21 protein-coding genes are annotated in these 25,077 nt (G+C 73.3%); 14 read left to right on the forward strand and 7 right to left on the reverse strand.

The genetic code is table 11. From position 1 onward, the window contains the following. The first annotated feature begins 47 nt into the window (after positions 1-47). Genes BJ971_RS11625 through BJ971_RS11645 form a run of 5 tightly spaced genes read left to right on the forward strand, consistent with a single transcriptional unit; the run spans position 48 to position 7,204 of the window. Positions 48-2,144 carry a carbohydrate-binding protein gene (locus tag BJ971_RS11625; RefSeq protein WP_239087104.1) on the forward strand — a complete coding sequence of 699 codons (2,097 nt, stop codon included), beginning with the start codon at positions 48-50 and terminating at the stop codon, positions 2,142-2,144. Next, on the forward strand, positions 2,141-4,186 hold the full coding sequence (locus BJ971_RS11630) for an alpha-galactosidase (protein ID WP_184992401.1): 2,046 nt from the start codon (positions 2,141-2,143) through the stop codon (positions 4,184-4,186). Before BJ971_RS11625 ends, BJ971_RS11630 begins: the two co-directional genes overlap by 4 nt. Further along, entirely contained in the window at positions 4,183-5,496 is a 1,314-nt protein-coding gene (locus BJ971_RS11635; RefSeq protein ID WP_184992403.1) for an ABC transporter substrate-binding protein, read from the forward strand. Before BJ971_RS11630 ends, BJ971_RS11635 begins: the two co-directional genes overlap by 4 nt. Beyond that, positions 5,496-6,380, forward strand: a complete 885-nt coding sequence (locus tag BJ971_RS11640) for a carbohydrate ABC transporter permease (RefSeq protein ID WP_184992405.1) — start codon at positions 5,496-5,498, stop codon at positions 6,378-6,380. The genes BJ971_RS11635 and BJ971_RS11640 overlap by 1 nt, the downstream gene beginning before the upstream one ends. Then, positions 6,377-7,204: a carbohydrate ABC transporter permease gene (locus BJ971_RS11645; protein ID WP_184992407.1), complete on the forward strand. Its 828-nt coding sequence runs from the start codon at positions 6,377-6,379 to the stop codon at positions 7,202-7,204. Before BJ971_RS11640 ends, BJ971_RS11645 begins: the two co-directional genes overlap by 4 nt. Here BJ971_RS11645 and BJ971_RS11650 read toward each other — a convergent pair whose 3' ends face one another. Beyond that, positions 7,205-7,984 (reverse strand): phosphotransferase family protein, encoded by a 780-nt coding sequence (locus BJ971_RS11650; protein ID WP_260414907.1) that lies wholly within the window; start codon positions 7,982-7,984, stop codon positions 7,205-7,207. Between BJ971_RS11650 and BJ971_RS11655 the strand changes: the two genes are divergently transcribed. Both BJ971_RS11655 and BJ971_RS11660 read left to right on the forward strand, forming a co-directional pair. Then, on the forward strand, positions 7,962-9,722 hold the full coding sequence (locus BJ971_RS11655) for an outer membrane protein assembly factor BamB family protein (RefSeq protein WP_184992409.1): 1,761 nt from the start codon (positions 7,962-7,964) through the stop codon (positions 9,720-9,722). The genes BJ971_RS11650 and BJ971_RS11655 overlap by 23 nt on opposite strands. A 3-nt stretch (positions 9,723-9,725) precedes the next feature. Next, on the forward strand, positions 9,726-10,577 hold the full coding sequence (locus tag BJ971_RS11660) for a hypothetical protein (RefSeq protein ID WP_184992410.1): 852 nt from the start codon (positions 9,726-9,728) through the stop codon (positions 10,575-10,577). Between the two features lie 13 nt (positions 10,578-10,590). Here BJ971_RS11660 and BJ971_RS11665 read toward each other — a convergent pair whose 3' ends face one another. Next, a complete protein-coding gene (locus BJ971_RS11665; protein WP_184992411.1) occupies positions 10,591-11,193 on the reverse strand; it encodes a response regulator transcription factor in 603 nt (200 codons plus the stop codon). After that, positions 11,190-12,329 carry a sensor histidine kinase gene (locus BJ971_RS11670; protein ID WP_203709054.1) on the reverse strand — a complete coding sequence of 380 codons (1,140 nt, stop codon included), beginning with the start codon at positions 12,327-12,329 and terminating at the stop codon, positions 11,190-11,192. The genes BJ971_RS11665 and BJ971_RS11670 overlap by 4 nt, the downstream gene beginning before the upstream one ends. Positions 12,330-12,452: 123 nt before the next feature. On the opposite strand from BJ971_RS11670, the gene BJ971_RS11675 reads away from it, so the two are divergent. Both BJ971_RS11675 and BJ971_RS11680 read left to right on the forward strand, forming a co-directional pair. Then, positions 12,453-13,181 carry an ABC transporter ATP-binding protein gene (locus BJ971_RS11675; RefSeq protein WP_184992412.1) on the forward strand — a complete coding sequence of 243 codons (729 nt, stop codon included), beginning with the start codon at positions 12,453-12,455 and terminating at the stop codon, positions 13,179-13,181. After that, the gene (locus BJ971_RS11680) at positions 13,178-13,900 is read left to right on the forward strand and encodes a hypothetical protein (RefSeq protein ID WP_184992413.1); all 723 of its coding nucleotides are present in this window, start codon (positions 13,178-13,180) and stop codon (positions 13,898-13,900) included. The genes BJ971_RS11675 and BJ971_RS11680 overlap by 4 nt, the downstream gene beginning before the upstream one ends. Positions 13,901-13,910: 10 nt before the next feature. Here the strand turns inward: BJ971_RS11680 and BJ971_RS11685 are convergent, their stop codons facing one another. Beyond that, complete coding sequence (locus BJ971_RS11685; RefSeq protein WP_184992415.1) at positions 13,911-14,612, reverse strand: cutinase family protein; 702 nt, start codon at positions 14,610-14,612, stop codon at positions 13,911-13,913. A gap of 302 nt (positions 14,613-14,914) precedes the next feature. Between BJ971_RS11685 and BJ971_RS11690 the strand changes: the two genes are divergently transcribed. After that, complete coding sequence (locus BJ971_RS11690) at positions 14,915-15,616, forward strand: ATP-binding protein (protein ID WP_239087105.1); 702 nt, start codon at positions 14,915-14,917, stop codon at positions 15,614-15,616. Here BJ971_RS11690 and BJ971_RS11695 read toward each other — a convergent pair. Together BJ971_RS11695 and BJ971_RS42635 are read right to left on the reverse strand one after the other, a co-directional pair. After that, a complete protein-coding gene (locus BJ971_RS11695; protein ID WP_184992419.1) occupies positions 15,579-16,697 on the reverse strand; it encodes a SigB/SigF/SigG family RNA polymerase sigma factor in 1,119 nt (372 codons plus the stop codon). The genes BJ971_RS11690 and BJ971_RS11695 overlap by 38 nt on opposite strands. A gap of 90 nt (positions 16,698-16,787) precedes the next feature. Then, the gene (locus BJ971_RS42635; protein WP_184992421.1) at positions 16,788-17,231 is read right to left on the reverse strand and encodes a hypothetical protein; all 444 of its coding nucleotides are present in this window, start codon (positions 17,229-17,231) and stop codon (positions 16,788-16,790) included. Between the two features lie 116 nt (positions 17,232-17,347). Here BJ971_RS42635 and BJ971_RS11705 point away from each other — a divergent pair, with 116 nt between their 5' ends. From BJ971_RS11705 to BJ971_RS42060, 4 genes are all read left to right on the forward strand, one after another. Beyond that, complete coding sequence (locus BJ971_RS11705) at positions 17,348-17,950, forward strand: hypothetical protein (protein WP_184992422.1); 603 nt, start codon at positions 17,348-17,350, stop codon at positions 17,948-17,950. Positions 17,951-18,021: 71 nt separating this feature from the next. Next, positions 18,022-18,744, forward strand: coding sequence for an ATP-binding protein (locus tag BJ971_RS11710; protein ID WP_184992423.1), 723 nt, complete (start codon positions 18,022-18,024; stop codon positions 18,742-18,744). A 63-nt stretch (positions 18,745-18,807) separates the two neighbouring features. Then, on the forward strand, positions 18,808-19,794 hold the full coding sequence (locus BJ971_RS11715) for a chemotaxis protein CheB (RefSeq protein WP_184992424.1): 987 nt from the start codon (positions 18,808-18,810) through the stop codon (positions 19,792-19,794). A gap of 52 nt (positions 19,795-19,846) precedes the next feature. Continuing rightward, positions 19,847-21,712, forward strand: a complete 1,866-nt coding sequence (locus tag BJ971_RS42060) for a CheR family methyltransferase (protein ID WP_184992425.1) — start codon at positions 19,847-19,849, stop codon at positions 21,710-21,712. On the opposite strand, the gene BJ971_RS11725 is transcribed toward BJ971_RS42060, so the two are convergent. Beyond that, complete coding sequence (locus BJ971_RS11725) at positions 21,699-24,980, reverse strand: TIM-barrel domain-containing protein (RefSeq protein WP_239087106.1); 3,282 nt, start codon at positions 24,978-24,980, stop codon at positions 21,699-21,701. The genes BJ971_RS42060 and BJ971_RS11725 overlap by 14 nt on opposite strands. Between the last annotated feature and the right edge of the window lie 97 nt (positions 24,981-25,077).

Here is a 25,077-nt window from a genome sequence, read left to right on the forward strand (position 1 = left end):
TGACCGGTCACATCCGAGGGAGGGTCATGAGATCGAGGACAGTAGCCATGATCGGCGTCATCGCGCTGGCGGCCACGACGATCGCTACCCCGGCGCGCGCGGCGGCGTCGCAGCTCACCGTGGACCTGGCGGCCGGAACGGGAGCCCTGCGCTACGGCGCGACCGGCTTCCTGTACGGGCTGGGCGACGAGGGCATACCCAACGAGACGATGCTGGCCGCCCTCAAGCCGCAGGTGACCGCCCAGAAGGCGCCCGACGGACTGCAACACCCCAACGGCGACGCGCTGCGGATCGCACCGATGTTCAAGCGCGCCGGCGGCCGCGACATCCAGATCTACCTCCAGGACATCTACAAGCAGTGGCCGTACGAGAACCTCGGGATCGCCGACTATCTGGCCAAGGTGGACACCATCGCCCGCAAGGTGGTCGCCGACCCGTATCGGAGCTCCTACGTCTACGTGCCGTTCAACGAGCCCGACCTCATCTGGTACTCCGGCAACCTCGCCGGCCTGCTCGCCGACTGGCGGACGGTGGTGCGGCGGATCCGCTCCATCGACCCCGGCGCCCGCGTCGCCGGGCCGAACTTCGCCTCCTACCGCTCGGCCGACCTGCGCACGTTCCTCGCCTTCGCCCGCGACAACGGCGTGCTCCCGGACGTGATGACCTGGCACGAGCTCGGCAACGACTTCTTCACCAGCTGGCAGAGCCACTACAACGACTACCGCGCGATCGAGACCGGCCTCGGCGTGAGCGCGCGGCCGATCACCATCAACGAGTACGGCCGGTCGTCCGGCGATCTCGGCGTGCCCGGCAACCTCGTGCAGTTCGTCGCGAAGTTCGAGGCCAGCAAGGTGGACGGCTGCCTGGCGTACTGGACCACGGCGGGCGGGCTCAACGACCTGGTCACCCGCAACAACCAGGCGACCGGCGGCTGGTGGCTCTACAAGTGGTACGGCGAGCTCACCGGCAACACCGTCGCCGTGACGCCGCCCAGCGCCGGCGGCTCGCTACAGGGCCTCGCCGCGCTCGACGCCGGCAAGAAGCAGGCCCGGGTGATCTTCGGCGGCAACAACCCCGGCACCGGGACCTACGACACGAACGTACTGGTCAAGGGCATCCCGTCGTACCTCGGCACGACCGTGCACGCGACCGTCTGGGGCGTGGACACCTCCGGCCTCAACCCGTCGGCCGGGCCGTACGTGGTCAAGGAGGGCGACTTCGCGGCGAGCGGCGGGCAGGCCACCATCCCGCTCACCGGACTGAAGGGCCAGTCCGCCTACCAGGTCATCGTGACCCCGAACGGCGACGTGGCACCCGCACGCCGCTACGAGGCCGAGTACGCCGCGATCGGCGGCACCGCGAAGATCGTCAGCACCTACTTCGTCGAGGGCTACGGCGCGAGCGGCACCGCGAGCACCCGGTTCGTCGTCTCGGTGCCGTCCGACGGCTACTACAACCTGGGCCTGCGCTACTCGGCCGGGCCGTACACCGGCGCACCGGCCGACCGCTCGATCCGCCTGCGGCTCAACGGCGCCGATCTGACCACCGTGGCCCTGCCCGGCACCGCCGACTGGAGCACCTGGAACACCGCCACCACGAAGGTCTTCCTGCCGGCCGGGATCAGCCGGGTCGAGTACAACGCGTACGCGAGCGACGACCGGGACGCCGTCAACCTCGACTACCTGGACGTCGCGGCCGCCACCGGCGTGGTCACCGCGTACGAGGCGGAGAGCGCGGCCAACACGCTCGGCGGGACCGCCGTGGTGACCGCCGACGCCGCCGCCTCGGGCGGCCGCTACGTCGGCTGGCTGGGCGCCGGCGGCGCCAACACGCTGCGCTTCAACGGCGTGACCGTGCCGAGCGCGGGCCGCTACCGCATGGTCGTCGGCTACGCCAACGGCGAGCTCGGCGACGGCGCGACCAACTACAACAGCAACATCGTCGACCGGTACGCCGAGATCAGCGCCAACGGCGGCGCGGCGAAGAAGGTCTACTTCCGCAACACGCTCGGCTGGTCCAACTACCGGACCACGGTGGTCGACGTCGACCTGGCCGCGGGAGCCAACACCATCACGTTCGGCAACGCCTCCACCGGCTACGCGCCGAACATCGACCGCATCCAGCTCGCCGCGCCGGTCGGATGAGGGTCACCTGGGGGCACCGCGCGCTCCGGATCGTCATCGAGGCGCCGGACGACGGGCCCGCCGTGCTCGGCGAGGGCACGACGCAACCGCTCGTCGAGGTGCTCGCCGCCGGCTACGGCCGGGCGCACGTCTCGCAGCGCTTCGCCGGCACCGAGATCGGCCGGGGCATGCGGATGCGCGGCAGCGAGCAGCGGCGCGACGGCCGCTGGCACGAGCTGCGCGTCGACCAGCGCGACGAGCGCAGCGGGCTGGCCGCCCGGGTGACCCTGCGCTCGGCCGACGGCGTCGCCGCCTGCCAGGCGTGGACCACCGTGACCAACGAGGGCGCCGAGCCGATCCTGCTGCTCGGCGTCACCTCGCTCGCCCTCGGCCTGAGCGGCCGCGTCGCGGGCCTCGACCTGCTTTCGGGGCGCGGCGAATGGCTGGGCGAGGGCCGCTGGACCCGGCGCCCACTGCGCGACACCCTCGTGCCCGACCTGGGCCTGCCGCTGCACGCACAGCACGGACGCGGCCGGTACGCCCAGGTCAGCACCGGCACCTGGTCGACCGGTACGCACCTGCCGGTCGGCGGGCTCGTCGACTGCGACGGCGGCGCCTGGCTGTGGCAGATCGAGCACAACGGGCCGTGGCGGTGGGAGACCGGCGAGCGGCTCGACGGCGCCTACCTGGCGCTGCTCGGCCCGACCGACCTCGACCACCAGTGGCAGCGGCGGCTCGAGCCGGGCGAGTCGTTCACCACCGTGCCCGTCTCGCTCGCGCTCGGCGCCGGCCTGGAGGACGCGGTCGCCCAGCTCACCGCGCACCGGCGGGCGCTGGTGCGGCCGCACCCCGACCGGGCCGCGCTGCCGGTGGTCTTCAACGACTACATGAACACGCTGATGGGCGACCCCACCACGGCCAAGCTGCTGCCGCTGATCGACGCGGCGGCCGAGGCCGGCGCCGAGGTGTTCTGCGTGGACGCCGGCTGGTACGACGACGACGCCACCTGGTGGGACAGCGTCGGCGAGTGGCAGCCGTCGCAGACCCGCTTCCCGCGCGGCATCGAGGAGGTCATCGCCCGGATCCACGAGCGGGGGATGACCGCCGGCCTCTGGCTCGAGCCCGAGGTGGTCGGGGTGCGCAGCCCGATGCAGGACAAGCTGCCCGCCGCGGCGTTCCTGCAACGCGGCGGTGTCCGGCTGGTCGAGCACGGCCGGTACCACCTCGACCTGCGGCACCCGGCCGCGGTCGCGCACCTCGACGAGGTGGTGGACCGGCTCGTCGAGCAGCTCGGCGCCGGCTATCTGAAGCTCGACTACAACATCGACCCGGGCGCGGGCACCGACCTTCACGCGGACAGCGCCGGCGCCGGGCTGCTCGGGCACAACCGGGCACACCTCGACTGGCTCGACGCCCTGCACGCTCGGCACCCCGCGCTGATCCTGGAGAACTGCGCCTCCGGCGGGATGCGGGCCGACTACGCGCTGCTCAGCCGGATGCAGTTGCAGTCGACGAGCGACCAGCAGGACTGGCGGCGCTACCCGCCGATCGCGGTGTCCGCGCCGCTCTCGATGCTGCCCGAGCAGGCCGCGAACTGGGCCTATCCGCAACCCGGCATGAGCGACGAGCAGATCGCGTACGCCATGGTCACCGGCCTGGCCGGCCGGCTCTACCTGTCGGGGCGCCTCGACGCGATGAGCGAGCCGCAGCGGCGATCCGTGCGCGACGGCGTCGCGGCGTACCGGATGATCCGCGCCGACCTCGCGGCCGCGACGCCCGCCTGGCCGCTCGGCCTGCCCGGGTGGGACGACGCCTGGCTGGCGCTCGCGCTGCGCGCGCCCGGCGTCACCTACCTCGCGCTGTGGCGGCGGCCCGGCGCGCCGCCGAGCATCACGCTCCCGGCGGACGGCCCCGTCGTGGCCGACGTGCTCTACCCGCGGCACCTGCCCGCGTGGACCTGCGACCGGTCGCCGGCCGACGGGACGCTCACCGTCACCGCGCCCGGCGACGAACCCTTCTCCGCCCGCCTGTTCCGCCTCACCCCGACCGAAGGACAGACATGAGACGCCTGATCAGCGCCGTCGCCGGCGCCACCCTTCTGCTCGGCCTCGCCGCCTGCTCCGACCCCGGCGCGACCGAGACCGCCACCGACGGCGGCGCCGTCACCTGGCCCGAGCCGACGGCCCGGCTCGACGGGGTCAAGCTCACCATCTGGGCCGCGCAGAACAGCAACACCGTGCCCACCAAGGTGATCGACGGCTTTCAGCGGGCGACCGGCGCCACCGTCTCGGTGGTGACCATCCCCGACCCCTACGAGCAGGGCGTACAGACCAAGGTCGCCACGGGTGACAAGCCGGACCTCGCGTTCTGGCAGCCGACCGCGTCGATGCTGACCGCGATCAACGCGAAGGCGAACCTCCAGCCGCTCACCGGCGCGCCGTGGCTGCCCGCGCTGAACCCGGCGCTGCGCGACATCACCGGCCTGCTCGGCGACACCCGCTACGCCGCGCTGGTCACCAGCCCGGCGGTCGAGGGCGTGTACTACAACAAGGAGGTCTTCGCGGCCAACGGGATCACCGAGCTCCCGAAGAGCTTCGACGGGATGGTCACGCTGGCCCGGCAGCTCAAGGGCAAGGGCGTGACGCCGTTCTACGAGATGGGCGCCGACCGCTGGGCGACACAGTGGTGGGTGCAGGTGCAGCTCGCGGACGCGGCCCGCAAGGGGCTCTGGGACCGCATCAACAGCGGCTCCGAGAAGTTCACCGACCCGACCGTGCTCGGCGCCATCGAGAAGTACCAGGCGCTGATCGGTGAGGGCCTGTTCAACTCCGACATCAAGACGGCCAAGTTCGAGGACCAGGGCGCGGCGCTGCTCGACGGCAAGGCCGCAATGGTGGTGCAGGTCAACTCGTTCTTCGGGCAGTTGCAGGCCAAGGCGGACACCGCCGCGCTGAACAAGAAGATCGGCTTCTTCCCGATCTCGCCGTCGGGCAACGTCGGCACCTTCATCCCGGACCAGTCAAACGCGCTCGTGGCGTTCCGGACCGGGGACGCCGGGCGCGAGGCTGCGGCGCGCCAGCTGCTCGCGTACTGGATGGGTCCGGGCTACGCCGACTTCGTGGCCGACCGGAACACGGTGTCGTTGCAGACCGCGGTCGCCGACCCGGCAGGGGTGCCGCAGGCGCTGCTCGACGTGCACGCCTCGCTCGGCGACTCGGTCGGCTCGATGCAGGCGCTGGCCGTCGCAAACCCCGACCTGTACCTCAACCTCGCCGACATGATCGCCGGGACCATGACGCCCGCCCAGGTCGCCGAGGCCACCCAGGGCCAGTTCGCCCAGCTCGCCAAGGCCGCCGGGGCCACCGGCTTCTGATGTCGACGGCAACCCTCGCACCCGTACCGGTCGTGCCGGCCGCGGCGCCACGCCGCGGCCGCCGGCCCATCGTCCGCGGCACGCATCCGCTGTGGTTCCTCATCCCCGCGTACGCGGTCCTTGTCGTCTTCTTCGTGCTGCCGACCGTCTTCAACTTCGTGTACGCGTTCACCGACTGGTCCGGGTTCAAGAGCGAGATCAACCCGGTCGGCCTCGACAACTTCGCCTCGCTGGCGTCCGACGGCACGCTCTGGCGCTCGCTGCGGATCACCCTGGTCTACGCCGTCCTCGTCGCGATCTTCCAGAACGTGTCCGGGTTCGGCCTCGCCGTGCTCCTGGAACGCGACACCCTGGTCAACCGCGTCGCCCGGACGTTCCTGCTGCTGCCGGTCCTGATGTCGGCGCTCGCCGTCGGCTACATCTTCCAGGCGCTGCTCAAGCCGACCGGCGTGCTCGGCGACACCACCTGGATGATCGTCGTGGTCGCGCTCATCCACGCCTGGAAGTGGATGGGCCTGTCCATGCTGATCTACCTGGCCGGCCTCAAGTCCATTCCGCTCGACCTGGTGGAGGCCGCGGGCATCGACGGCGCCTCCCGGTGGCGGGCGTTCTGGACCATCCGGGTGCCGCTGCTCGCGCCGGCGGTCACGTTCAACGTCGCGACCGCGCTGCTCGGCTCGATGAACGGCTTCGACATCGTGCAGGCCACCACCGGCGGCGGCCCGGCACGCACCACCGAGATCCTCAACATCTTCATCTACCGGACGTTCGGGCAGGGGCTGTTCGCGCAGGCCACCACGATGAGCCTGATGCTGTTCCTGATGGTGGCGCTGCTCGCGTTCCCGGTCATCTACGTGCTGCGCAGGCGGGAGGAGATCCTGTGAGCGACTGGCCCCTGTGGCGCCGGCTTCAGCCGTTCGCCGCGCTGGTCCTGGTGGCGGCGCTGATCGGGATTCCGCTGTGGCTCGTCGTGGCCACCGCGGGCAAGTCGCAGGGCGAGGCGATCAACCCCGACCTGTCGCCGCCGTCGCAATGGCACCTGCTCGACAACGTACGCACGGTGTGGACCGAGGCGGACGTGCCGGCCGCCTTCCTCGGCAGCCTGATCATCGTGGTCCCGACCGTCGCGCTGGTCCTGGTACTCGGGTCGATGGCCGCGTGGGTGCTGGCCCGCCGCTCCTCCCGGCTCATCGCCGCGCTGTACGCCCTGGGCATCAGCGGCGTCATCCTGCCGCCGGCCGTCGTGACGGTGGTGCTGCTGCTGCGCCAGCTTGGCCTCGCCGGCACGGTGATCGGCATGATCTGCGTCTACCTCGGCATCTACCTCTCCACGGTGATCTTCTTCGTGACCGGCTTCGTCCGGACCATCCCGGTCGCCCTCGAGGAGGCCGCCCAGATCGACGGCGCCGGCCCGCTGCTGGTCTTCCGCCGGGTGGTGCTGCCGCTGCTGCGCCCGGTGCTGGCCACCGCGACGATCCTGATCTGCCTGTACGTCTGGAACGACGTGTTCTACGCGTTCTTCGTGGTCGGCGGCCGGCTGGACACGCTGCCGCTCAACCTGTTCCGGGTGGCGAGCGCCGGCCTCTACCTCAACAACTGGCACCTGATCTTCGCGTACGTGATCCTGATGAGCCTGCCGCTGGTGGTGGTCTTCGCGGTCGCGCAGCGGCGGATCATCTCCGGCATCACGGGCGGGGCGGTCAAGTAGTCAGGCCGCTACCAGGTCGCGGATCCGCTCGACCGCGCGGCGGAAGTAGCGATGGTCGACGGGCCGGGTCAGCAGGTCGGCCAGCGAGTACAGGTCGAGTGCCCGGCTGAGCCGCCGCCAGTCCGCGGGCAGGTGGCCGCCGCCGTCGCGGAAGCCGTCCACGAAGCCCGCCTCGAACGCGGCCGGCCGCGGGTCGCGCAGCATGTTGCCGACGTCGAACAGCGGCGCGCTGCTGAACGCGAACTCCCAGTCCAGCACCGCGGTGACCCGCCAGTGGCCGTCGTCGTCCCGGCCGACCAGCAGGTTCTTGGGGTTGAAGTCGGCGTGCACCAGCCGCCGCGAGCCGCGCAGCACCTCGAGGCCGGGCGTGCTGGCCTCTGCGAAGCGCAGCAGCTCGCGCTGCTCGGCGTCGCTGAGGTGCCCTGCCCCGTTGCCCTCGGCGAGGCAGCGCCGCACGAACGTGTCCAGGCCCTCGGTCGGCTCGATGCCGGCCGGGCCCGGCTCGAGCGCGCCGCCGGAGAAGAAGCCCGGCGCGGCGAACGACACCGACCCGATGCCGGCCAGCGCCCGCCCGGTGACCCGGCCCAGCTCGGCCGCCGCCGGGAGCGCGCCGAGGAGGTCCTGGCCGCGGCCGGTTAGCGGGCCCGCACACCAACGGCTGGTTCCGGTGTCCTGAACGCGACACTGTGCTGGCCCCGGGCGCCGGCGCACCCCAGCTTGAGTTGTGCGTTTTCGGCCATCCGCCCGGCTCGTCGCAATGATCACGGGCGCGGTACTCATCACCCTCGTCTCGTCCGCCGCACTGCTGCGGCACGAGGACACCTCGCGGCCCGCGCCCGCCGGGCTGCCGGCGGGCGGCCTCGTCACCCGCTGGGAGCGTACGGTCGGCGACGCCGACGCGGCCCTGGACGCCCGGTCGGAGAACCTCGCGGTGCTCGACCTCGCTCCCGGGCCGCGCGGGCGGCACCGCGTCGAGGTCGTCGACGCGCGCCGGGGAACGGTCCGGTGGGCCGGCACGACGCCCGGCCGGTGGGTGACCGGCCCGCACCACCGGCGCCTCGCCACCACGCCGGGCGGCCTGGCCTTCCTCGCCGCGGACGACGGCGTGGACGCCGTCAGCCTCGCCACCGGCCGCGTGGCCTGGCGTGCCGGATCGCCGGAGGGCGGCGTGACCGCCCTCGCCGGCGACCTGATCCTGCTGATCGACGGCGGCGGCGTGCGCGCCCTCGACGCCGAGTCCGGCGCACCACGGTGGCGGTGGACGACCGGGTCCTGTGTGGACCAGCTGATCGACGTCGACACCGGTGCCGCGGACGGGCTCACGGTGCGCTGCGGCGACACCGTCACCCGACTGCGGCCCGGCGACGGCCGGCCGCGGTGGTCCCGGGCGGTGCCGGACGGCTGCTTCCTCATGAACGCGGTCGCCGGTACCGGGTTCGTCGCGGTGGCCGACGCGTGCGGTGACGTCCAGCGGATCCGGGTCCTCGACGGCGGGACGGGCCGGGAGCGGTGGTCCCGGGCGGTGCCGCGGGAGCCCGGTGATTTCGACGGCTCCAACGGCATCGAGATGATCACCGCGGGTGGGACGCGGCTGATCCTGGCCGTCGACCAGACGGACGTGCTCTACCGCGTGGCGGACGGCCGGCCCGTGCTTCTCCCGGCCGGCTCCGAGCCCGTCGAGCCGTCCGGGTCGCCGGCGAACGGGCTGCTCGCGCGGCGGGACGACGGGCGCACGGTCACGTTGACAATGGTCGACCCGGTCACCGGCACGCCCCGGTGGGAACGGTCGGTGCCGCTGCCCATCGCCGACCATCCATTCCGTACGCGGAAAGGGGTTTTGTATCTCGTCGGCAGTGCGCCGCCGCTCTGGCCCGGCATCCTCGCCGCCGTCGACGAGCGCAGCGGGGAGCTGACGCTGTCCGGTACCGGCCTCGCCGACACCGAGGTGATCGGGGCGGACGCGGACGGAACCGTCCTGCTCCAATCCGGTACGCCGCAGGGGAGCCGGATCTCGAGGCTGGGCACGAGCGGCGGCGCGACCGGGTTCCTCGGCACCTCGATCGCCGCCGGGCAGTGGCCCGACGCCTGCCGGCTGCTGACCGCCGCGGACTACGAGGCCGCGTACCCGGGCGTGCGGCCGGAGATCCGGCCGGAGCCGGCGCTGGACATGCCCGCGCCCGGCTGCCGCCTGCTGCCGCCGTCGATCGACGGCACCACGGTGGTGGCGGCGGTGACCTGGCTGGCGCGGGACGACGCCGGGGCATCCTCGGCCGCGCGGGAGCAGGCCGAGTACGGCCGGGGCCCGGTGCCGGCCCGGGTCGGCGGCGCCGGACGGCCGGCGTGGGTCTGGGCCGGTGACGAGTTCGATCCCGAGGACGACAGCCGGCACCTGCTGTCGCTCGCGGTCGGCCGGTGCGTGGCGACCGTGCGGGCGTACGGCGACGGCGGACCACTGCGCCGGCTGGGCGGCGCGGTGGCGGACCGGCTCGCCACCGACCCCGGCTGTACGGCGGCCTGAGGCGTGAGCCGACGACAGAGATCACCCGGCCGTGGCGCGACCCGGCCCGCCGCCGGTGCCGCGCCGGAGCCGAGGCCACCGTGGTGGCAGCGGCTGTCGGCGAAGATCGTCGCACTGGTCGTCGCGGGCGTCACGGCCGTGCTCGTCGCCGCGGCCACCGCGTACGTCAACCGGGTGGTGCCCCCGCCGCCGGAACCGGTGCCGACGCCCGGAAGCGGCTTCCAGTCCGCGGTGGACACCGTCCCCGCCTGCGGCCAGGTCTTCGCGCTCGACCGGGTCATCGACCCGCGGACCGGCGCCGCGCCGCTGCTGGCCACCGACGGCTCCGAGACGCCGGCGTTCGACGCCTTCCTCGCCCGGGAGCGTGCCGCGCCGGTCGGCGCCATCACCATCGAGATCGTCATCACCGGCCTGCTCCAGCGCCCCACCCGCATCCTGGACGTACGGGCGGACGGCGTGCGGGCCGGACCCAGCACCGCCGGCACCGAGCTGACGACCGGGTGCGAGGGCGATGCGCAGGCCCGGGTGGTCACCCTGGACATGGACCGGCCGCCACGGTCCCTGATGCACTCCGGCAAGCCGTTCTTCGCCGAGCACGACCTGGACGTCACGGTCGCGGAGCGCGAGACGCTGCGGGTGTCGGTCACCGCCCAGCGGCGCAGCTACCGCTGGGTGTTCGGCATCGACCACGTCGACGGCGCCGGCGCGCGCACCACCAGCTATCTCGACGCCCGGGGGCGGCTGCACCGGGACCGTGCCCGGGTGCCCGAGGACGACTACTTCAGGATCACCGGCGCGGCGAGCACGTACGGTGCGCGGTACATCGAGGAGGGCGGCCGGTTCCGGCTCAACTAGGGCAGGACAGGCCCTAGATCCAGCCCTGTTCCCAGGCGTGGTGTGCGGCGGCGTGGCGGGTGGCGGCGCCCAGCTTGGCCATGGCCGCGGAGAGGTAGTTGCGCACCGTGCCCGGTGCCAGGTGCACCGCCGCGGCGATGTCGGCGATCGGCGCGCCGCCGCGGACGACGCGCAGGATCTCGAGCTCGCGGGCGGTCAGCGGGCAGTCGTCCTCGGTCAGCGCGCTCGCCGCGATCTCCGGGTCGACGTAGCGCCGGCCGGCGTGCACGGCACGGATGATCTCGGCGAGCCGGGTCGCCGGCGTCGTCTTGGGCACGAAGCCGCCCACCCCCGCCGCGAGGGCCCGGCGCAGCACGGCCGGGCGGGCGTGCCGGGTGACGAGCACGACCGGGATGCCCAGCCGTACCCGGATGTCCGTGGCGGCCTGCAACCCGTCGCCGGGCGGCATCTCGAGATCCAGCACCGCCAGGTCGGGGCGGACCCGCAGGGCGACCTGGACCGCGGCCAGGCTGTCGGCGGCCTCGCCGGCCACCCGCAGGTCCGGCTCAAGGCCCAGCAGCGTACCCAGGGCGCCGCGCAGCAGGTCCTCGTCGTCGGCGAGCAGGAGCCGGATCACGTGTGTGCCTCGGCGGGTAGGTGTGCGCTCACCGCGAACTCGGTCTCGGTCCGGGTCCGGTCCAGCCGGCCGCCGGCCGCCGCGAGGCGGTCCGCGAGCACGGCGAGGCCGCCCGGCGCCGCCGTCTCACCCAGCGGTCCGTCGTTGCTGAAGCGCAGCCGGACCCCGTCCGGGCCGCACCCCAGCGACACCGTGCAGCGCCGGGCCGCGCTGTGCCGCAGGACGTTCGTGGTGCACTCCCGCACGACCAGCCCGAGCAGGTTCTCGGTGGCGATCGACAGCGGCGGCGCGCCGGAACGCTCGCAGGTGGACTCGATGCCGGCGGCGTTGAGCACCCGGACGGCGTTCGCGATCTCGGTGTCGAGCGAGACGGCGCGGTAGCCGCGCACCACCTCGCGGGTGTCGCCCAGCGCCTGGCGGGCCAGCGCCTGCACGTCGCGCATCTCCGCGACCGCCCGCGCCGGGTCGGCGGCCGCCAGCCGCTCGGCGAGCTCGCTCTTGAGCGCGATGACCTGAAGGCTGTGCCCCTGGATGTCGTGCAGGTCGGCGGCGAAGCGCAGCCGTTCCTCCGCGAGCGCGGCGTCCCGCTCCAGGTGGTGCGCCCGGTCCAGCCGCTGCACCACCCGCAGCACCCAGACCTGGGAGTACAACCCCAGCGCGCAGACCACGGCGAGGGCGGCGTTCGTCGCCGGCACGGTCCAGGAGCTCGCGGCCGACCCGATCGCGGACGACGCGGCCGTCACGGCGGCGCCGGCGGGCAGGACCCACCGCCAGGACCGGTCGACGCCGGCGCAGACCGCCGCGATGAGCGCCGCGAGCGGAAGCACCCAGGGGAACCCGCCCTCCGCCGCGACCCGGGACAGCGCCAGGATGCCGCCGCCGGCCGCCGCCGCGACGGCCGCGAGCCGCCACCCCGGCGGGCGCGCTCCCTGTATCGCGACGGCGAAGTAGCGGGCCGCCACCGCGCACACCCCGAGCACGGTGACGATCATCAGCAGCCGGACGGCGGCCGGCCGGACCGGGAGCGCCTCGGACACGGCGAGCACGGCGATGAACACCAGGCAGCAGAGGGTGCCCCACCAGGTCAGCCGGCGCAGCGCGACCAGGCCGGTCGACGTCCGCGCGGTGGGCTTCACGCACCCATGATGCGGCCCGGGTGCCCCGCGACGGAATCACGGGACAGGTTCATGACGTTTGTCATCGGCGCCGGTGCCACGACGTCACTACCCGGGAGCCGCGGGCGCGCCGAGACTCGGCCCATGACCACAGAGAGCATCATCGCCTGCGCCGGCCTGCGTTTCGCGTACGGCACCGCCGAGGTGATACACGGCATCGACCTCACCGTCGGCCGGGGCGACCTGTTCGCCCTTCTGGGTACCAACGGCGCCGGCAAGACGACCGCGCTGGAGCTGCTGCTGGGCGAGCGCCGGGCCGGCGGCGGCACGATCCGGGTACTCGGGCGCGACCCCTGGCTCGCGCGGCGCGCCGTCGCCGGCGAGGTCGGGGTGGTGCCGCAGGAGGGCGGCTGCGCACCCGATCTCACGGTGCGCGAGACCGTCCGGCTGTGGCTGCGCCTGCGCGGCCGTCGCGACGTCGCCGGGCCCGCCGCCGCGCTGATCGACGAGCTGCGGCTGACGGACCGGGCCACCCGGCGCGTGCGGCAGCTCTCCGGCGGCGAGCGCCGCCGGCTGGATCTCGCCGTCGCGCTCTGCGGCGACCCGCCGCTGCTGATCCTCGACGAACCCACCTCGGGCCTGGATCCGCAGTCCCGCCTGCACACCTGGCAGGTGCTGCGGGAGCGGTCGCGGCGCGGCACCACGATCCTGTTCAGCACCCACTACCTGGAGGAGGCCGAGGAGCTGGCGGACCGGGTGGCCATCATGGACGCGGGCCGGCTGGCGCTGTGCGCCACGGTCGACGAGGTGCGCCGCTCCGGCTCGCTCACCGAGGTCTTCCACCGGATCGCCGGAACGGAGGTGACCTTGTGACGGCGCGTGCGGTGCTGCTCATCGCCGGCGCGGAGCTGCGCATGCTGACCCGCAGCGTGCCGGCCATGGTGCTGGCGGGTGTGCTGCCGACGGCGCTCGGCGCGCTGCTGGTGTGGGCCGAGTCCGACACGGGCAAGGCCGGCGACGGCGCGACCGCCGCGCTGGTCGTGGTCACCCTGATGGCGCTCACGGCGTACACGGCCGGTACCACGGCGCTCGCGTCGCGGCGCCAGCAGTTCGTGCTCAAGCGGCTGCGGCTGTCGGGCGCCCGCGACACCGCGATCATCGCGGGCGTGCTCGCGCCGGCGGTGGTGCTGACGCTGCTTCAGGCGGCGCTGCTGTTCACGATCGTCGCGGTGGCGGGCGCGCCCGCACCGTCCCGGCCGGCGGCGCCCGTGCTGGCGCTCGCCGCCGGGACGGTGCTGGCGGGTGTGCTCGCGGTCGGCACCGCCGCCTTCACCTCCGGCCCCGAGTACGCCCAGTTCACCACCGTCCCGCTCGCGCTGGCGATCGTGGGCGGCGGCTACCGCGTCGCGGTGGCGCCGCCGGGAGACGTCGGCGCGGCGCTGCTCGCCCTGCCCGGCGCGTCCGTCGCGCAGCTGACCAGGTCGGGCTGGGAGGCCGTGCCGGTGCTGCCGGCGACGGTGGCGCTGGTCCTGCTCCTCGTGCTGGCCGCGCCGCCGGCCCTGCGCCTGTTCCGCTGGCAGCCGCGAGGCTGACCGGTCCGGGTCAGCCGAGCCGGCGCCGGGTGAAGGCGACCGCGTCGCCGAAGAACTTCGAATAGTCCAGGTGCGCCGCCAGGCTGGTCCCGCCCTGGCAGAACCGGTCGTTGCGGTTGCAGAAGGACTGGGTGCGGGCGGCGAACGCGTCGAGCCGGCCGTCACCGCGGGCGAGGATCCCCGACCTGGCGCCGTCCGTCACGTTGAAGGACTCGCCCGCGGTGAACGTCGGGTCCCCGAAGAGCAGCACGGCCGCGACCCGGCCGGACAGCGCTGCGGGCACCGCGGGCTGCGCGGCGGCGGCCCGGCCGCCGGCCGACCGTCCGACAAGGGCGTCGCCGACGACGTTCGCGCCCTGCGAGTAGCCCGCCAGGACGAAGCGGGTCCGCGCGCAGGCCGCCGCCGTGCGCTTGAGGTCGGCGGCCAGGGCGGTGACACCCTCCCGCACGCTCGCCTGGTAGTTGAACGACGCCGGATAGTCGACGGCGGTCGCCCGTACGGTCTGGGACAGGCCCCGGGTCAGCTGCTGGGCGAGCGGCCCGATCAGCACGCCGAGCCCGGGTCGTTCGGTGGTGCCGCGGGCGCCGATGATCTCCACGTCGGGGCAGGCGCCGGCGGGTGCCTGCGCCGCGAACGTCAGGGGAGCCACCACCAGGCCGGAGATCCCGACCACCGTCATCGCGCCGATCGTCAGCAGTGTGCGCATGCGCATTCCGTCATCCCTTCGTCGGAGCCGGCAACTTCATGCACTTGTTACGCACAAATAGCGGTGGCGCGACGGCCGCTGAGGATTAATTCACAATCGATGCACAATTGATCCGCAGGTCACGGCGGTACGTACCAACACAGGGCCAGGCCACCGGATCGCACCCGTTCGAGGGTCGATGTCTGCGTTAGCCTGAGCTCAGCGCGACGAAGGCTCGGACCGCGGGGGGCAGCCGTTCGTCTAGGGAGGTCGGGACCATGGCGGTCGACTGTTCCGTGGTTGCCCATTCGGACGGTCTGACCGCCACCTTGACCGGACGGCTGAGCCTGGTCGACGTGGCGTCGGTGCGGACCAGCCTGTTCAAGTGCCTGGCCGAGCAGCCGGACGCCCTCTTCGTCGACCTGGCGGGTCTGTCGATCGAGGAGCCGATCGCCCTGACCGTACTCTCGGCGGTCAGCCGCCAGGCGGCACGCTGGCCGGGCATCCCGGTGCTGTTCTGCGCGCCGGCCGGCCCGGTCCGCCGCGTGCTCCTCGGCGGTACCTACCGACGGCTTCCGCTCCGGGTGACCGTCGCGTCGGCACGCGAACGGGTCCGCGCCGACGGGCGCAGCCTCCCCTCGGTGATCGACGACCTGCTTCCGGTCGCCGGTGCGCCCCGCCATGCCCGCCGGGTCGCCACCGACGCCTGCCTGCGCTGGGATCTGCCCGTCCTGGTCGGGCCGGCCTGCGTGATCGCCAGTGAACTGATCACCAATGTGATGGACCACGCGGGCACGATGGCGACGTTGCGGATCTCGCTCCTGCCGCGGTACGTGACGATCGCCGTGCGGGACGGCTCGGTCGTGGCACCGCGGCGCCGTAGCCCCGACGAGTCCGGCGGTCGTGGCCTGCTGCTGGTCGAGGGGATGGCGCGCAGCTGGGGATGGCTCCCGGTCGACGGCGGCAAGGTCGTGTGGGCCTCGCTCGGCCGGGTCAGCCGCCGGTCAGCCCGGCGAGGCCGCAGAGTTTGAGTGTCGGCCGCACGTGCGGTCCCGCGTTCGCCAGCCTCAGCTCGACGCCGGCCGCGGCGGCGGCCGACGCCGCGTCCACCAGGACGGTCACGCCGGCGGCGTCCAGCAGGGCGACGCCGGCCAGATCCACGACCATCCGCTCCACCCCGGTGGTCGCGACCGCGTGGCGCAGGCAGCCGCGGAGGCGGGGCGCGCAGTCCCGATCGATCTCACCCTTTACCCGTACGGTGAGGACGCCGCCCTCGCGGTCCACCGAGAGGCGCAGCCCCGGTGCGACGGCGGTGGCGGTCCACCGCGGCGGCGTGTCGCTGAGCATCGCCTCGCGGAGCCAGGACAGGGCACGGTTGAGCAGCCGGGAGACGTGCATCTGCGAGATGCCCAGCTCGGCGGCGATCTCGGTCTGTGTCCGATTGCCGTAGAAGCGCATCGCCAGCAACTGGCGCTCGCGGGCCGGCAGCCGCATCAGCAGCCCGGCGACGGTGACCTTGTCGTCGACCAGCTCCAGGTCGTCGTCGCTCGCCCCGAGCCGGTCACCGAGCGTACGGGCGGTCGCGCCGGCGCCGGCGGCCGACGGCGCGTCCAGCGAGGCGGGGGAGTACCCGCCGTTCGCCACCAACGTCTCGTTCACCGCGCCCTCGGTGACACCCATGCGGGCGGCCAGCTCGGCCACGGTCGGTGTCCGGCACAGCTCGCCGGTCAGCTGGGTCCGGGACTGTCGTACCGCCAGGACGCGCTCGCGGACCGGACGCGGCACGTGCACCGCCCACGCCGTGTCCCGGAAGTAGCGCTTCAGCTCGCCGGAGATCGTGCTCACCGCGTACGCGGTGAACGAGCCGCGCGAGGGCCTGTACCGGTCGATGGCCTTGATCAGGCCGAGCCGGGCGACCTGCTCCAGGTCCTCCACGGGCTCGCCCCGGCCGCGGAACCGGCCCGCGAGCCGGTGGGCGAGCGGCAGACACTCCACGGTGAACGCTTCACGCTCCACCGCGAGGCCGGCGGCGGGCAGGGCTTCCGCGCGGCTCGCGTAGGCGACCGCGGCGGCATCCAGGTCCTCGAGCTTTCGGAAGCTTCGCGTTGACATCCAACACGCCAATCAGATGGCACATCTCCGAACGCAGCTACTTCCCGCATTGTTGCAGGGGCAAACAAAGGTCCGGTGTGGAGGAGCGTACTACCGCGCCGACGGTGGTTGTCCGTCCGGCGGCGGGAATTCCCCGTCAGCCCTCGACGCCCGTCGCCTCGTGTGCCGTTCCGACCGGCTTCGACTCCGGTGATCCGCGCTGCCTGAGGTAGATCGACAGGATCGCCATCGACGCCACGGCCCGTACACGTCGACGGTCCGCACGGCGCCCGGCGGCGTCAGGCCCTCGCCGGTGATCGCCGCCGGACAGCTCGCGCCGGCCGACTCGGCGACCGCGACGCGGGTGTCCGGGGCGAGGAGTTCGCACGCGGCGGCGCCGTCGACGGTGGCCAGCGCGGTGCTCAGCCGCCGCACGGCGGTTGCCACGCCGTCACCCTGTCCGGCGCATCCGGTGACGGCCGCCAGCGTCACGGCGGTGAGCCACCGGCGTAAAGCGAGCATGACCTCGGTGTACCCGGTTTCGATCTTCTTCACGCCTGCCTCGAGCCGGCGGCGATGTTCGCGCCCTTCCGGGCGATGTCCGCGGCGCCCGGGCCATATGGTGGTGGCCGGGACAGCCGCCGGTGACCCACCGACAACCGGGAGGCCTCGTGACGGGCGCTGACGAACGCGCCGCGGAGCGGCGGGACAGGGAACTGCGGGACCGCGAGCGGCTGGCCGACGCGCGCGACGCCGCGGCCGACCAGCAGGAGATCGACACGGAGCTGCGCAGGTCGGCGGCCGACGCCGGGGACTACACCGGGAGCGAGCGGGATCGGCTCGCCGATGTCCGGGAGGCGGCCGCGGGTGAGCGGGATCGGCTTGCCGACGTTCGGGAGGCGGTTGCGGGTGAGCGGGATCGGCTTGCCGATGTTCGGGAGGCGGTTGCGGGTGAGCGGGATCGGCTTGCCGATGTTCGGGAGAGGGTTGCGGGTGAGCGGGATCGGCTTGCCGATGTCCGGGAGGCGGTTGCGGGTGAGCAGGATCGGCTCGCCGACGCGCGGGACGCCCTGGCCGACCAGCAGGAGATCGACATGGAGCTGCGCGGGTCGGCGGCCGACGCCCGGGAGGCCGCCGCGGAGGAGCGGGATCGGCTGGCCGACGGTCGCGACGAGGCGATGGCCCGCCGGGAGGCCGCGGTCGACAGGCGGGAGATCGGCGCGGAGCTTCGCGAAGCGGGTGGAACCGGTGAGGACGGCGGGGGCGCGACCTGAGCCGGTCTCTCGGCGGGCTCGTATGATGGACAAATCGAGACGATTGCTCCGCTTTCCCCACGAGGCCCGGCATGTTGACCTGTGAGACGACGTCCCTGGAGACGGCCGTCGTCGTCCGGGTCGCCGGGGTGCTCACGCCGGCGAACGCCGCCACCGTCAGCGCGGCTCTGGGCAAGGCGCTGGTGAATCATCCGCCGGTCGTGGTGGTCGACCTCGACGAGCTGGAGCTCGTCGACGACGCCGTGCTCACGATGTTCGCGGCGTTCGCCAGGTCGGCCGCGGACTGGCCGGGCTGCCCGGTGCTGATCAGCGCGGCCGACATCGAGGTACGCGAGGCGCTGGAGCGGCTCGGCGTCGACCGGAGCACGCCGGTGTTCGTGGATCTCGCCGAGGCTCTCCAGGAGGCGGGAGGCATTCCCGCGCCCCGGCGGTACCACCATCGGCTTCCGCCGACGCCGGGCGCGCCGGGCCTCGCCCGCCAGGCCGTGCGGGGTGCCTGCGCGCGGTGGGGGCTCAGCGAGCCGGTCGAGGCGGCCGAGTTGATCGTGACCGAGCTGGTCAGCAACGCCGTCAAGCACGCCGGGGGCGCCAGCGAACTGCTCATCAGCCTCCGGAAGCGATTCCTGCATCTGTCCGTGCGTGACGGCGGCGACGGCCTTCCGGTGCGGACGCCGCCGAATCCGGGCACCGTCGAGGGCGGGCGCGGCCTGCTGCTGATCGAGGCGATGGCCTCCGGATGGGGCGTCGTCCCGCTCGCCGAGGGCAAGGTGGTCTGGGCGACGATGCGCCGCTGATCGGCGCTCCCCGCCCACGCCCGGAGCGGGTCGATCTCGCCGTTTCGGGGGTAGTTTACGAGGATGGAGGAGCGGTTCGCGAAGGTGGCGCCGCTTGTCGTCGTCGGCGCGTCCGCCGGTGGGGTCGAGGCGCTGCGGACAATGGTGGGTGCACTCGCCCCCGATCTCCCCGCCGCGGTCCTGGTGGTGCTGCACCTGCCCCGGACCGGGCCGAGCGCGTTGCCGAGGATCCTGGATCGCGCCGGGCCGTTGCGGGTGACCGGCGCGGTCGACGGGCAGCCGCTGCGGGCCGGGCAGATCATCACCGCGCCGCCGGACCATCACCTGCTCGCCATCGACGGCCGGGCGCGACTGTCCCGGGGGCCGACCTGGAACGGCCATCGGCCCGCCGTGGATCCGCTGTTCCGGTCCGCGGCGCGGGCGGCGGGTCCGCGTACCGTCGCGGTCGTGCTGTCCGGTTCCCGTGACGACGGGACGGCCGGCGCCGCCGTGGTCGCGGAGCACGGCGGCACGGTCATCATTCAGGATCCGGACGACGCCCTGCACCCCTCCATGCCCCGTAGCGTGCTCGAGCACGTCGGGCGGGCGCAGGCCTGCCGCACCGAGAAGCTGGGTCAACTGATCTCCGAGACCGTGTCCAAGCTGGTGGACCACGGTGCGGCCGCCGACGAGCTGGTGCGCCAGGAGGCGGTGGTGGACGATCTCGCCGCGGGCCGGCCGGCCGGGTTCGCGTGCCCCGCCTGCCACGGCGGACTCTTCGAGATGGCCGGCGAGCCCACGCCGCGCTACCAGTGCTGGGTCGGGCACACCTGGTCGCCGGAGAGCCTGCTCGAGGAGCAGGCGGCGGCGTTCGAGGGCGCGCTGTGGATGGCACTGCGCAGCCTCGAGGAGAAGGCCGCCCTCGCCCGGCGCATGGGCCGGGACGCCCGGCTACGGCAGCATCAGGCCACCGTCGAGAGGTACGAGGAGACGGCGCTGGAGGCGACGCGGGCCGGCGAGCTGATCCGCGAGCTGATCCGGCGGCTGGACCGGGCTCCCGTGGAGGCATGATGGCGCGGACGATGACGAGGCGGCCCTCGCGGCGGCCGGTACGGTGAGGACCGTGACGCAGCCGGATCCTCAGTTCGAGCAACTCCTGCTGTACCTCAAGGAGTCGCGGGGCTTCGATTTCACCGGGTACAAGCGGTCCAGCCTGATGCGGCGCGTCGGCCGGCGGATGGCTCAGGTGTCGGTGCCGGACTACGCCGAGTACCTGGACTACCTCGAGGTGCATCCGGAGGAGTTCACCGCGCTCTTCAACACCATCCTGATCAACGTGACCAGCTTCTTCCGCGACGTGGAGGCCTGGGACCACCTGCGTACGGAGGTGATACCGGCGCTGCTCGCGGCCAAGGAGACCGGCGCACCGATCCGGGTGTGGAGTGCCGGCTGCGCCTCGGGCGAGGAGGCGTACAGCCTGGCGATCATGTTGTCGGAGATCCTCGGTGTCGACGAGTTCCGGCACCGGGTCAAGATCTACGCCACCGACGTCGACGAGGAGGGGCTCACCGCGGCGCGGCACGCCTCGTACTCCGAGCGTGACCTCGCCGGGATGCCGCCCGAGCTGCTGGAGCGCTACTTCGAGGCGTCGGCGAACAGGCACGTCTTCCGCAAGGACCTGCGCCGGTCGGTGATCTTCGGCCGCAACGACCTCGTGCAGGACGCGCCGATCTCCCGGATCGACCTGCTCGTGTGCCGCAACGCCCTGATGTACTTCAACGCGGAGACCCAGTCGCGGATCCTGTCGCGGTTCCACTTCGCCCTCGGCCGCGGTGGGGTCCTCTTCCTCGGCAAGGCGGAGATGCTGCTGAGCCACGCCAACCTGTTCACCCCGATCGACCTCAAGCGCCGGATCTTCCGCAAGGTGCTGCCGGCGCACGCCACGACCGGCGGCTACCTGAGCGAGATGCCGCCGGCCCTGGCGCGTGACGAGCTGGTCGGGCTGGATCGCCTGCGCGGCGAGGCGTTCACCGCGAGCCCGGTGGCCCAGGTCGTGTTGACCTCGGACGGGCTGGTGGCGCTCTCCAACCGGCAGGCCGAGACGATGTTCGGCGTGTCGACCAAGGACCTCGGCCGGCCGTTCCGCGATCTCGACCTGTCGTACCGGCCGGTGGAGCTGCGCGGGCTGATCGAGCAGGCGCAGGTGGAGCGGCGCATGCACCGGCTCACCGACGTGGAGTTCCTCCGCGCGCCGGGCGAGACGGTGCACCTCGAGGTGCAGATCAACCCGCTGGTGAACAACGACGCCAGCCTGCTCGGTGTCTCGCTGATCTTCCTCGACGTGACGGCGGCGTACCGCCTCCAGGAGGACCTGGAGCACGCCAACCGGCAGTTGGAGACCGCGTACGAGGAGTTGCAGTCGACGAACGAGGAGCTGGAGACCACAAATGAGGAGCTCCAGTCCACGGTCGAGGAGCTGGAGACGACGAACGAGGAACTCCAGTCCACGAACGAGGAGCTGGAGACCATGAACGAGGAGCTCCAGTCGACGAACGACGAGCTCCAGTCGATCAACGACGAGTTGCGCGACCGCACCGGCGAGCTGGACACCGCCAACGCCTTCCTCGAGGCCATCCTCACCAGCCTGCGGGCCGGCGTCGCGGTCGTCGACCAGGACATGCACCTACAGGCGTGGAACCGGCGCGCCGAGGATCTGTGGGGGCTGCGCCGGGACGAGGCCGTCGGCCAGCACCTCCTGAACCTGGACATCGGCCTGCCGACCGATCAGCTGCGACCGGCCATCAAGCGGGTACTCACCGGCGAGCCCCAGCCGCAGGAGCTGACGCTGCCGGCGGTGAACCGGCGCGGCCGGGCCATCGACGTGCGCGTCGTCTGCTCGGCCCTGGCCCGCGACAACGGCTCGGCGCTCGGCGTCATCCTCGTCATGGACCCCACCGGCGACGACGGGCAGCCTCTCACGGCACCGTGAAGGACGACGTGTACGGCTCGCGGATCGGCACGCCGCCGGGCCCGGTGCTGCTCACCTGCGCCACCGTGAGCGTGTACGACCCGGGCGCCAGCGCGGCCGCCGGCGTCCACACCAGCGTCCCCGGCACGGGCTCGGCGACCGTGCCCGGCACCGCGCCGCCCGGACCGGTGATGGTGATCGAGCCGGTGTAGTCGGCGCCGGCGGGCTGGACGTCGCGCTGGAACACGACGGTCGCCGCGCTCGCCGTCGCGGTGGCGGAGACGACGAGCGGGTCGCGCCAGAACTGGATGGCCAGGTGGGTGTCGGGCACGCCGGGCTCGCCCCACTCGGTGGAGGTGTCGTCGACGAGCATGGTGCGGGTGATGCCGCCGTCCACCGTGACGCTGCGGTTGTTGGTGCCGACGATCGAACCCCAGTCCTCGACGGTCTCCCAGGTGCCGCGGGTGTACTTGTACTGGATGTCGGTGCCGTCCAGCACCGTGACGGTGGCCTCCCAGATGCCGCCGCCGCGGTCGGTCATCGCCTGCTTGCCCGGATCCCACGGACCCAGTTCGGTGATGTTGCCGGGCACGTACAGCGTCGCCCCGGCCGGCGTGCCGGGCGGCGCCAGCACCCGCCACGTCACCGCGACCGGCCGGACCGGCACGCTCAGCGCGGCGGGCAGGCTCACCGCGCCGCCGTCCGGATTGCGGTACGCCAGGTGGGCGACCACGTCGGCGGTGCGCGGCGACGGGCCGGACGGCGTGACGTCGTACGTGACGGTGAACGTGCCGCCGGGTGCCAGCGACGACGCGGTGGCCGGCGTTCGCGGTGTGATCACCCAGCCCGCCGGCGCGGTGACCGTCGCCGACAGCGCCCGGATCGCGCCGGGGCCGTCGTTGCGGGCGGTCGTCACCAGGCGGCTGGTCGCGCCGGACTGCAACCCGTCCGGTGCGGTGAAGGTCAGGTCGACGGCCGGCTGCCGCGCCACGGTCAGCGGTTCGCCGTCGTGCGTGACGGTCACCGCCCGGGTGCCCGCCGTGGCCGGTACCTCCACGACGAGCAGGCGCTTCCCGGCGTCGTACGCGAAGGGCGCGGCACGCCCGGCGACGGTGACGACGCGCGGGCGGGAGACCCCGGCGAACTCGACCGTGTACCGGCGGGCCGCCGGGGCGCCCGGGTAGGCGCCGGCGACCGGGCCGACGATGAGCGCCGGGCGGCGGCCCTCGTCGTAGCGCACCGGGATCCGGGCGTACCGGCCGTCGCGGTAGCCGAGGCCGTCGCCGGCGTCGTCGTAGACCGTGGTGCGGCCCGAGGCGTGCGGGTAGACGGTGAGCCGGAGCCGGTCGGGCGGCTGCGCGGCGACGTTGGCGGCCGGCTGCGCCCGGGCCACGATGCCTCCGGCGCGGACGTACACCGGCAGGCGGTCCGGCGTCGCGGCGACCGTGCGGGTGCCCGGGCCCCGCAGCGTCTCACCGGTGAAGAAGTCGGTCCAGGTGCCCGGCGGGAACCACACCGGCGTGGTGGTGCTCAGCCCCGGCGCGGTCACCGGCGCGACCAGCAGCGAGTCGCCCAGCATGTACTGGGTGTCGTGGCGGTACGCCTCGTCGAGCTCGGGCCAGTCGAGGTACAGCGCCCGGGCCATCGGCAGCCCGGTGTCGTAGGTCTGCCGCGCCGCCGTGTACAGGTACGGCACCAGCGACTCGCGCAGGCGCAGGAAGTCTGCGGCCGGCCCGCCGACCGCGTCGGTGTACTCCCACGGCAGGCGGTCGCCGTGGTCGGAGTGCAGCCGCAGGATCGGCTGGAACGCGCCGAGCTGCACCCAGCGCAGGTAGAGGTCGCCGGGCAGATGCTTGCCCGCGAAGCTGCCGATGTCGTGGCTGACGTACGACACCCCGATGCTCGCCTCGGCCGGCGTCATCGCGGCGGCGAACCGCAGGCTCTCCCAGTCCGGCCGCGTGTCGCCGGTGAAGTGCACGGTGCTGCGGTGCTCGGCCCACGGCCCGGACGGGCCGGGCGTCGTGTACGCGGGGAAGGACGCGCCGATCCGCGACAGCGAGAAGCCGCGCTGCCCGCGCCGCTCACCGTCGCGGCGGTACAGCTCGTTGACCCAGCTGTCCGCGGTCACGCCCGGCGTGCCGGCGACGCTGTCGTCGCAGCAGTAGTCCAGCCACCATTGCCGCACGCCCTGTTCCTCGAACGGCCGGTGCAGCTCGTCGTACGCCGCGGCCTGGTCCGGATCGGTCCAGTCGAAGCGGTACGGGTTCGGCGCGAAGCTGCTCGCCGCCCGGGTGAGCTTGCCCTTCGCGGTGGCCTGCGCCTGCGCGAAGCGCGGATCGTCGCCGGAGATCGCGGCGTGCACGTTGAGCGTCGCGGCGATGCCCTGGCCGTTCAGGCCGTCGAGGAACTTCTCCGGATCCGGGAACAGGTCGTTGTTCCAGTTCCAGCCGGCCCACTGGTTCGGCGCCTTCCAGTCCGTGTCGATCACCAGCGAGTCGAGCGGCACCTCGTGCTCGCGGAACGCGGGCAGCAGCGAGTCCTCGTAGTCCGCGGCGCTGTACGCCTGATATTTGGAGAACCAGGTGCCGAAGGCCCACTTCGGCGGTAGCAGGGAAGGCCCGGTGAGCGTGCGCAGGTCGGCCAGCCCGCGCCGGTAGTCGTGGCCGTAGCCGAACAGGTAGCCGTCCTGGTAGGCGCCGGCGTGCGCCGGCCGCGCCGCGACCCAGTCGCCGTCGCGCACCGCGGTGGCGGTGTCGTCGAGCAGGTGCCAGCCGCCGCGGTTGAGCATGCCGGGGTGCAGCTTGATCTGCTCGGCCGGGCCGGCCTGCCCCGCGTAGTAGTCCAGGCCGCGGTACCAGCCGCCGAGCGTGTCGTCGCGCGCGGGCGACCCGAACTCCGGGTGCACGCTCGTCGCCCGTCCGCCGACGCGCAGCTCCAGCGTGGTGTTCGCGGGCGTCACCGGCCCGCTGCCGAGCCGGTACCGCAGCGTCACCGCGCTGGTGCGCACCCGCAGCTCGCCGCCGCGGGTCGAGGCGGCGAACCAGGTGCGCCCGGGTGCGCGGTCGACGGCGTTGAACGTCGGGCGGTTCTCGAACGCGTCGTCCTGCGCGTACTCCAGGCGCAGCAGCGTCGGGGTGAGCACCTGCACCCGCAGGTGGCCCGCCCGGACGGTCTGGCCGTGTACGTCCGGCGCCGGCGGCGCGGCGAGGGCCGCGCCGGGCGCCGCGGTCAGGAGCAGCAGGACGGAGAAGAGGCCCGCCAAGCGGGCGCCACCGATATGCCTCGACACGACGACCCCCTGAGCGCGTAACAGGAACGTCACAGAGTTACGCGAGCGTCGCCCCGCCGAACTCACTGTGTCAATAGGACGGTGTCTGTTTGGGCAG

The organism is Amorphoplanes digitatis, assembly GCF_014205335.1.
Classification (GTDB): domain Bacteria; phylum Actinomycetota; class Actinomycetes; order Mycobacteriales; family Micromonosporaceae; genus Actinoplanes; species Actinoplanes digitatus.

Bases quoted from the DNA above. Each gene is read 5' to 3' on its own strand.
- BJ971_RS11625 (WP_239087104.1), top strand. From the start codon at position 48: ATGATCGGCGTCATCGCGCTGGCGGCCACGACGATCGCTACCCCGGCG.
- BJ971_RS11630 (WP_184992401.1), top strand. From the start codon at position 2,141: ATGAGGGTCACCTGGGGGCACCGCGCGCTCCGGATCGTCATCGAGGCG.
- BJ971_RS11635 (WP_184992403.1), top strand. From the start codon at position 4,183: ATGAGACGCCTGATCAGCGCCGTCGCCGGCGCCACCCTTCTGCTCGGC.
- BJ971_RS11640 (WP_184992405.1), top strand. From the start codon at position 5,496: ATGTCGACGGCAACCCTCGCACCCGTACCGGTCGTGCCGGCCGCGGCG.
- BJ971_RS11655 (WP_184992409.1), top strand. From the start codon at position 7,962: ATGATCACGGGCGCGGTACTCATCACCCTCGTCTCGTCCGCCGCACTG.
- BJ971_RS11650 (WP_260414907.1), bottom strand. From the start codon at position 7,984: ATGAGTACCGCGCCCGTGATCATTGCGACGAGCCGGGCGGATGGCCGA.
- BJ971_RS11675 (WP_184992412.1), top strand. From the start codon at position 12,453: ATGACCACAGAGAGCATCATCGCCTGCGCCGGCCTGCGTTTCGCGTAC.
- BJ971_RS11685 (WP_184992415.1), bottom strand. From the start codon at position 14,612: ATGCGCATGCGCACACTGCTGACGATCGGCGCGATGACGGTGGTCGGG.
- BJ971_RS11695 (WP_184992419.1), bottom strand. From the start codon at position 16,697: ATGTCAACGCGAAGCTTCCGAAAGCTCGAGGACCTGGATGCCGCCGCG.
- BJ971_RS11710 (WP_184992423.1), top strand. From the start codon at position 18,022: ATGTTGACCTGTGAGACGACGTCCCTGGAGACGGCCGTCGTCGTCCGG.
- BJ971_RS11715 (WP_184992424.1), top strand. From the start codon at position 18,808: ATGGAGGAGCGGTTCGCGAAGGTGGCGCCGCTTGTCGTCGTCGGCGCG.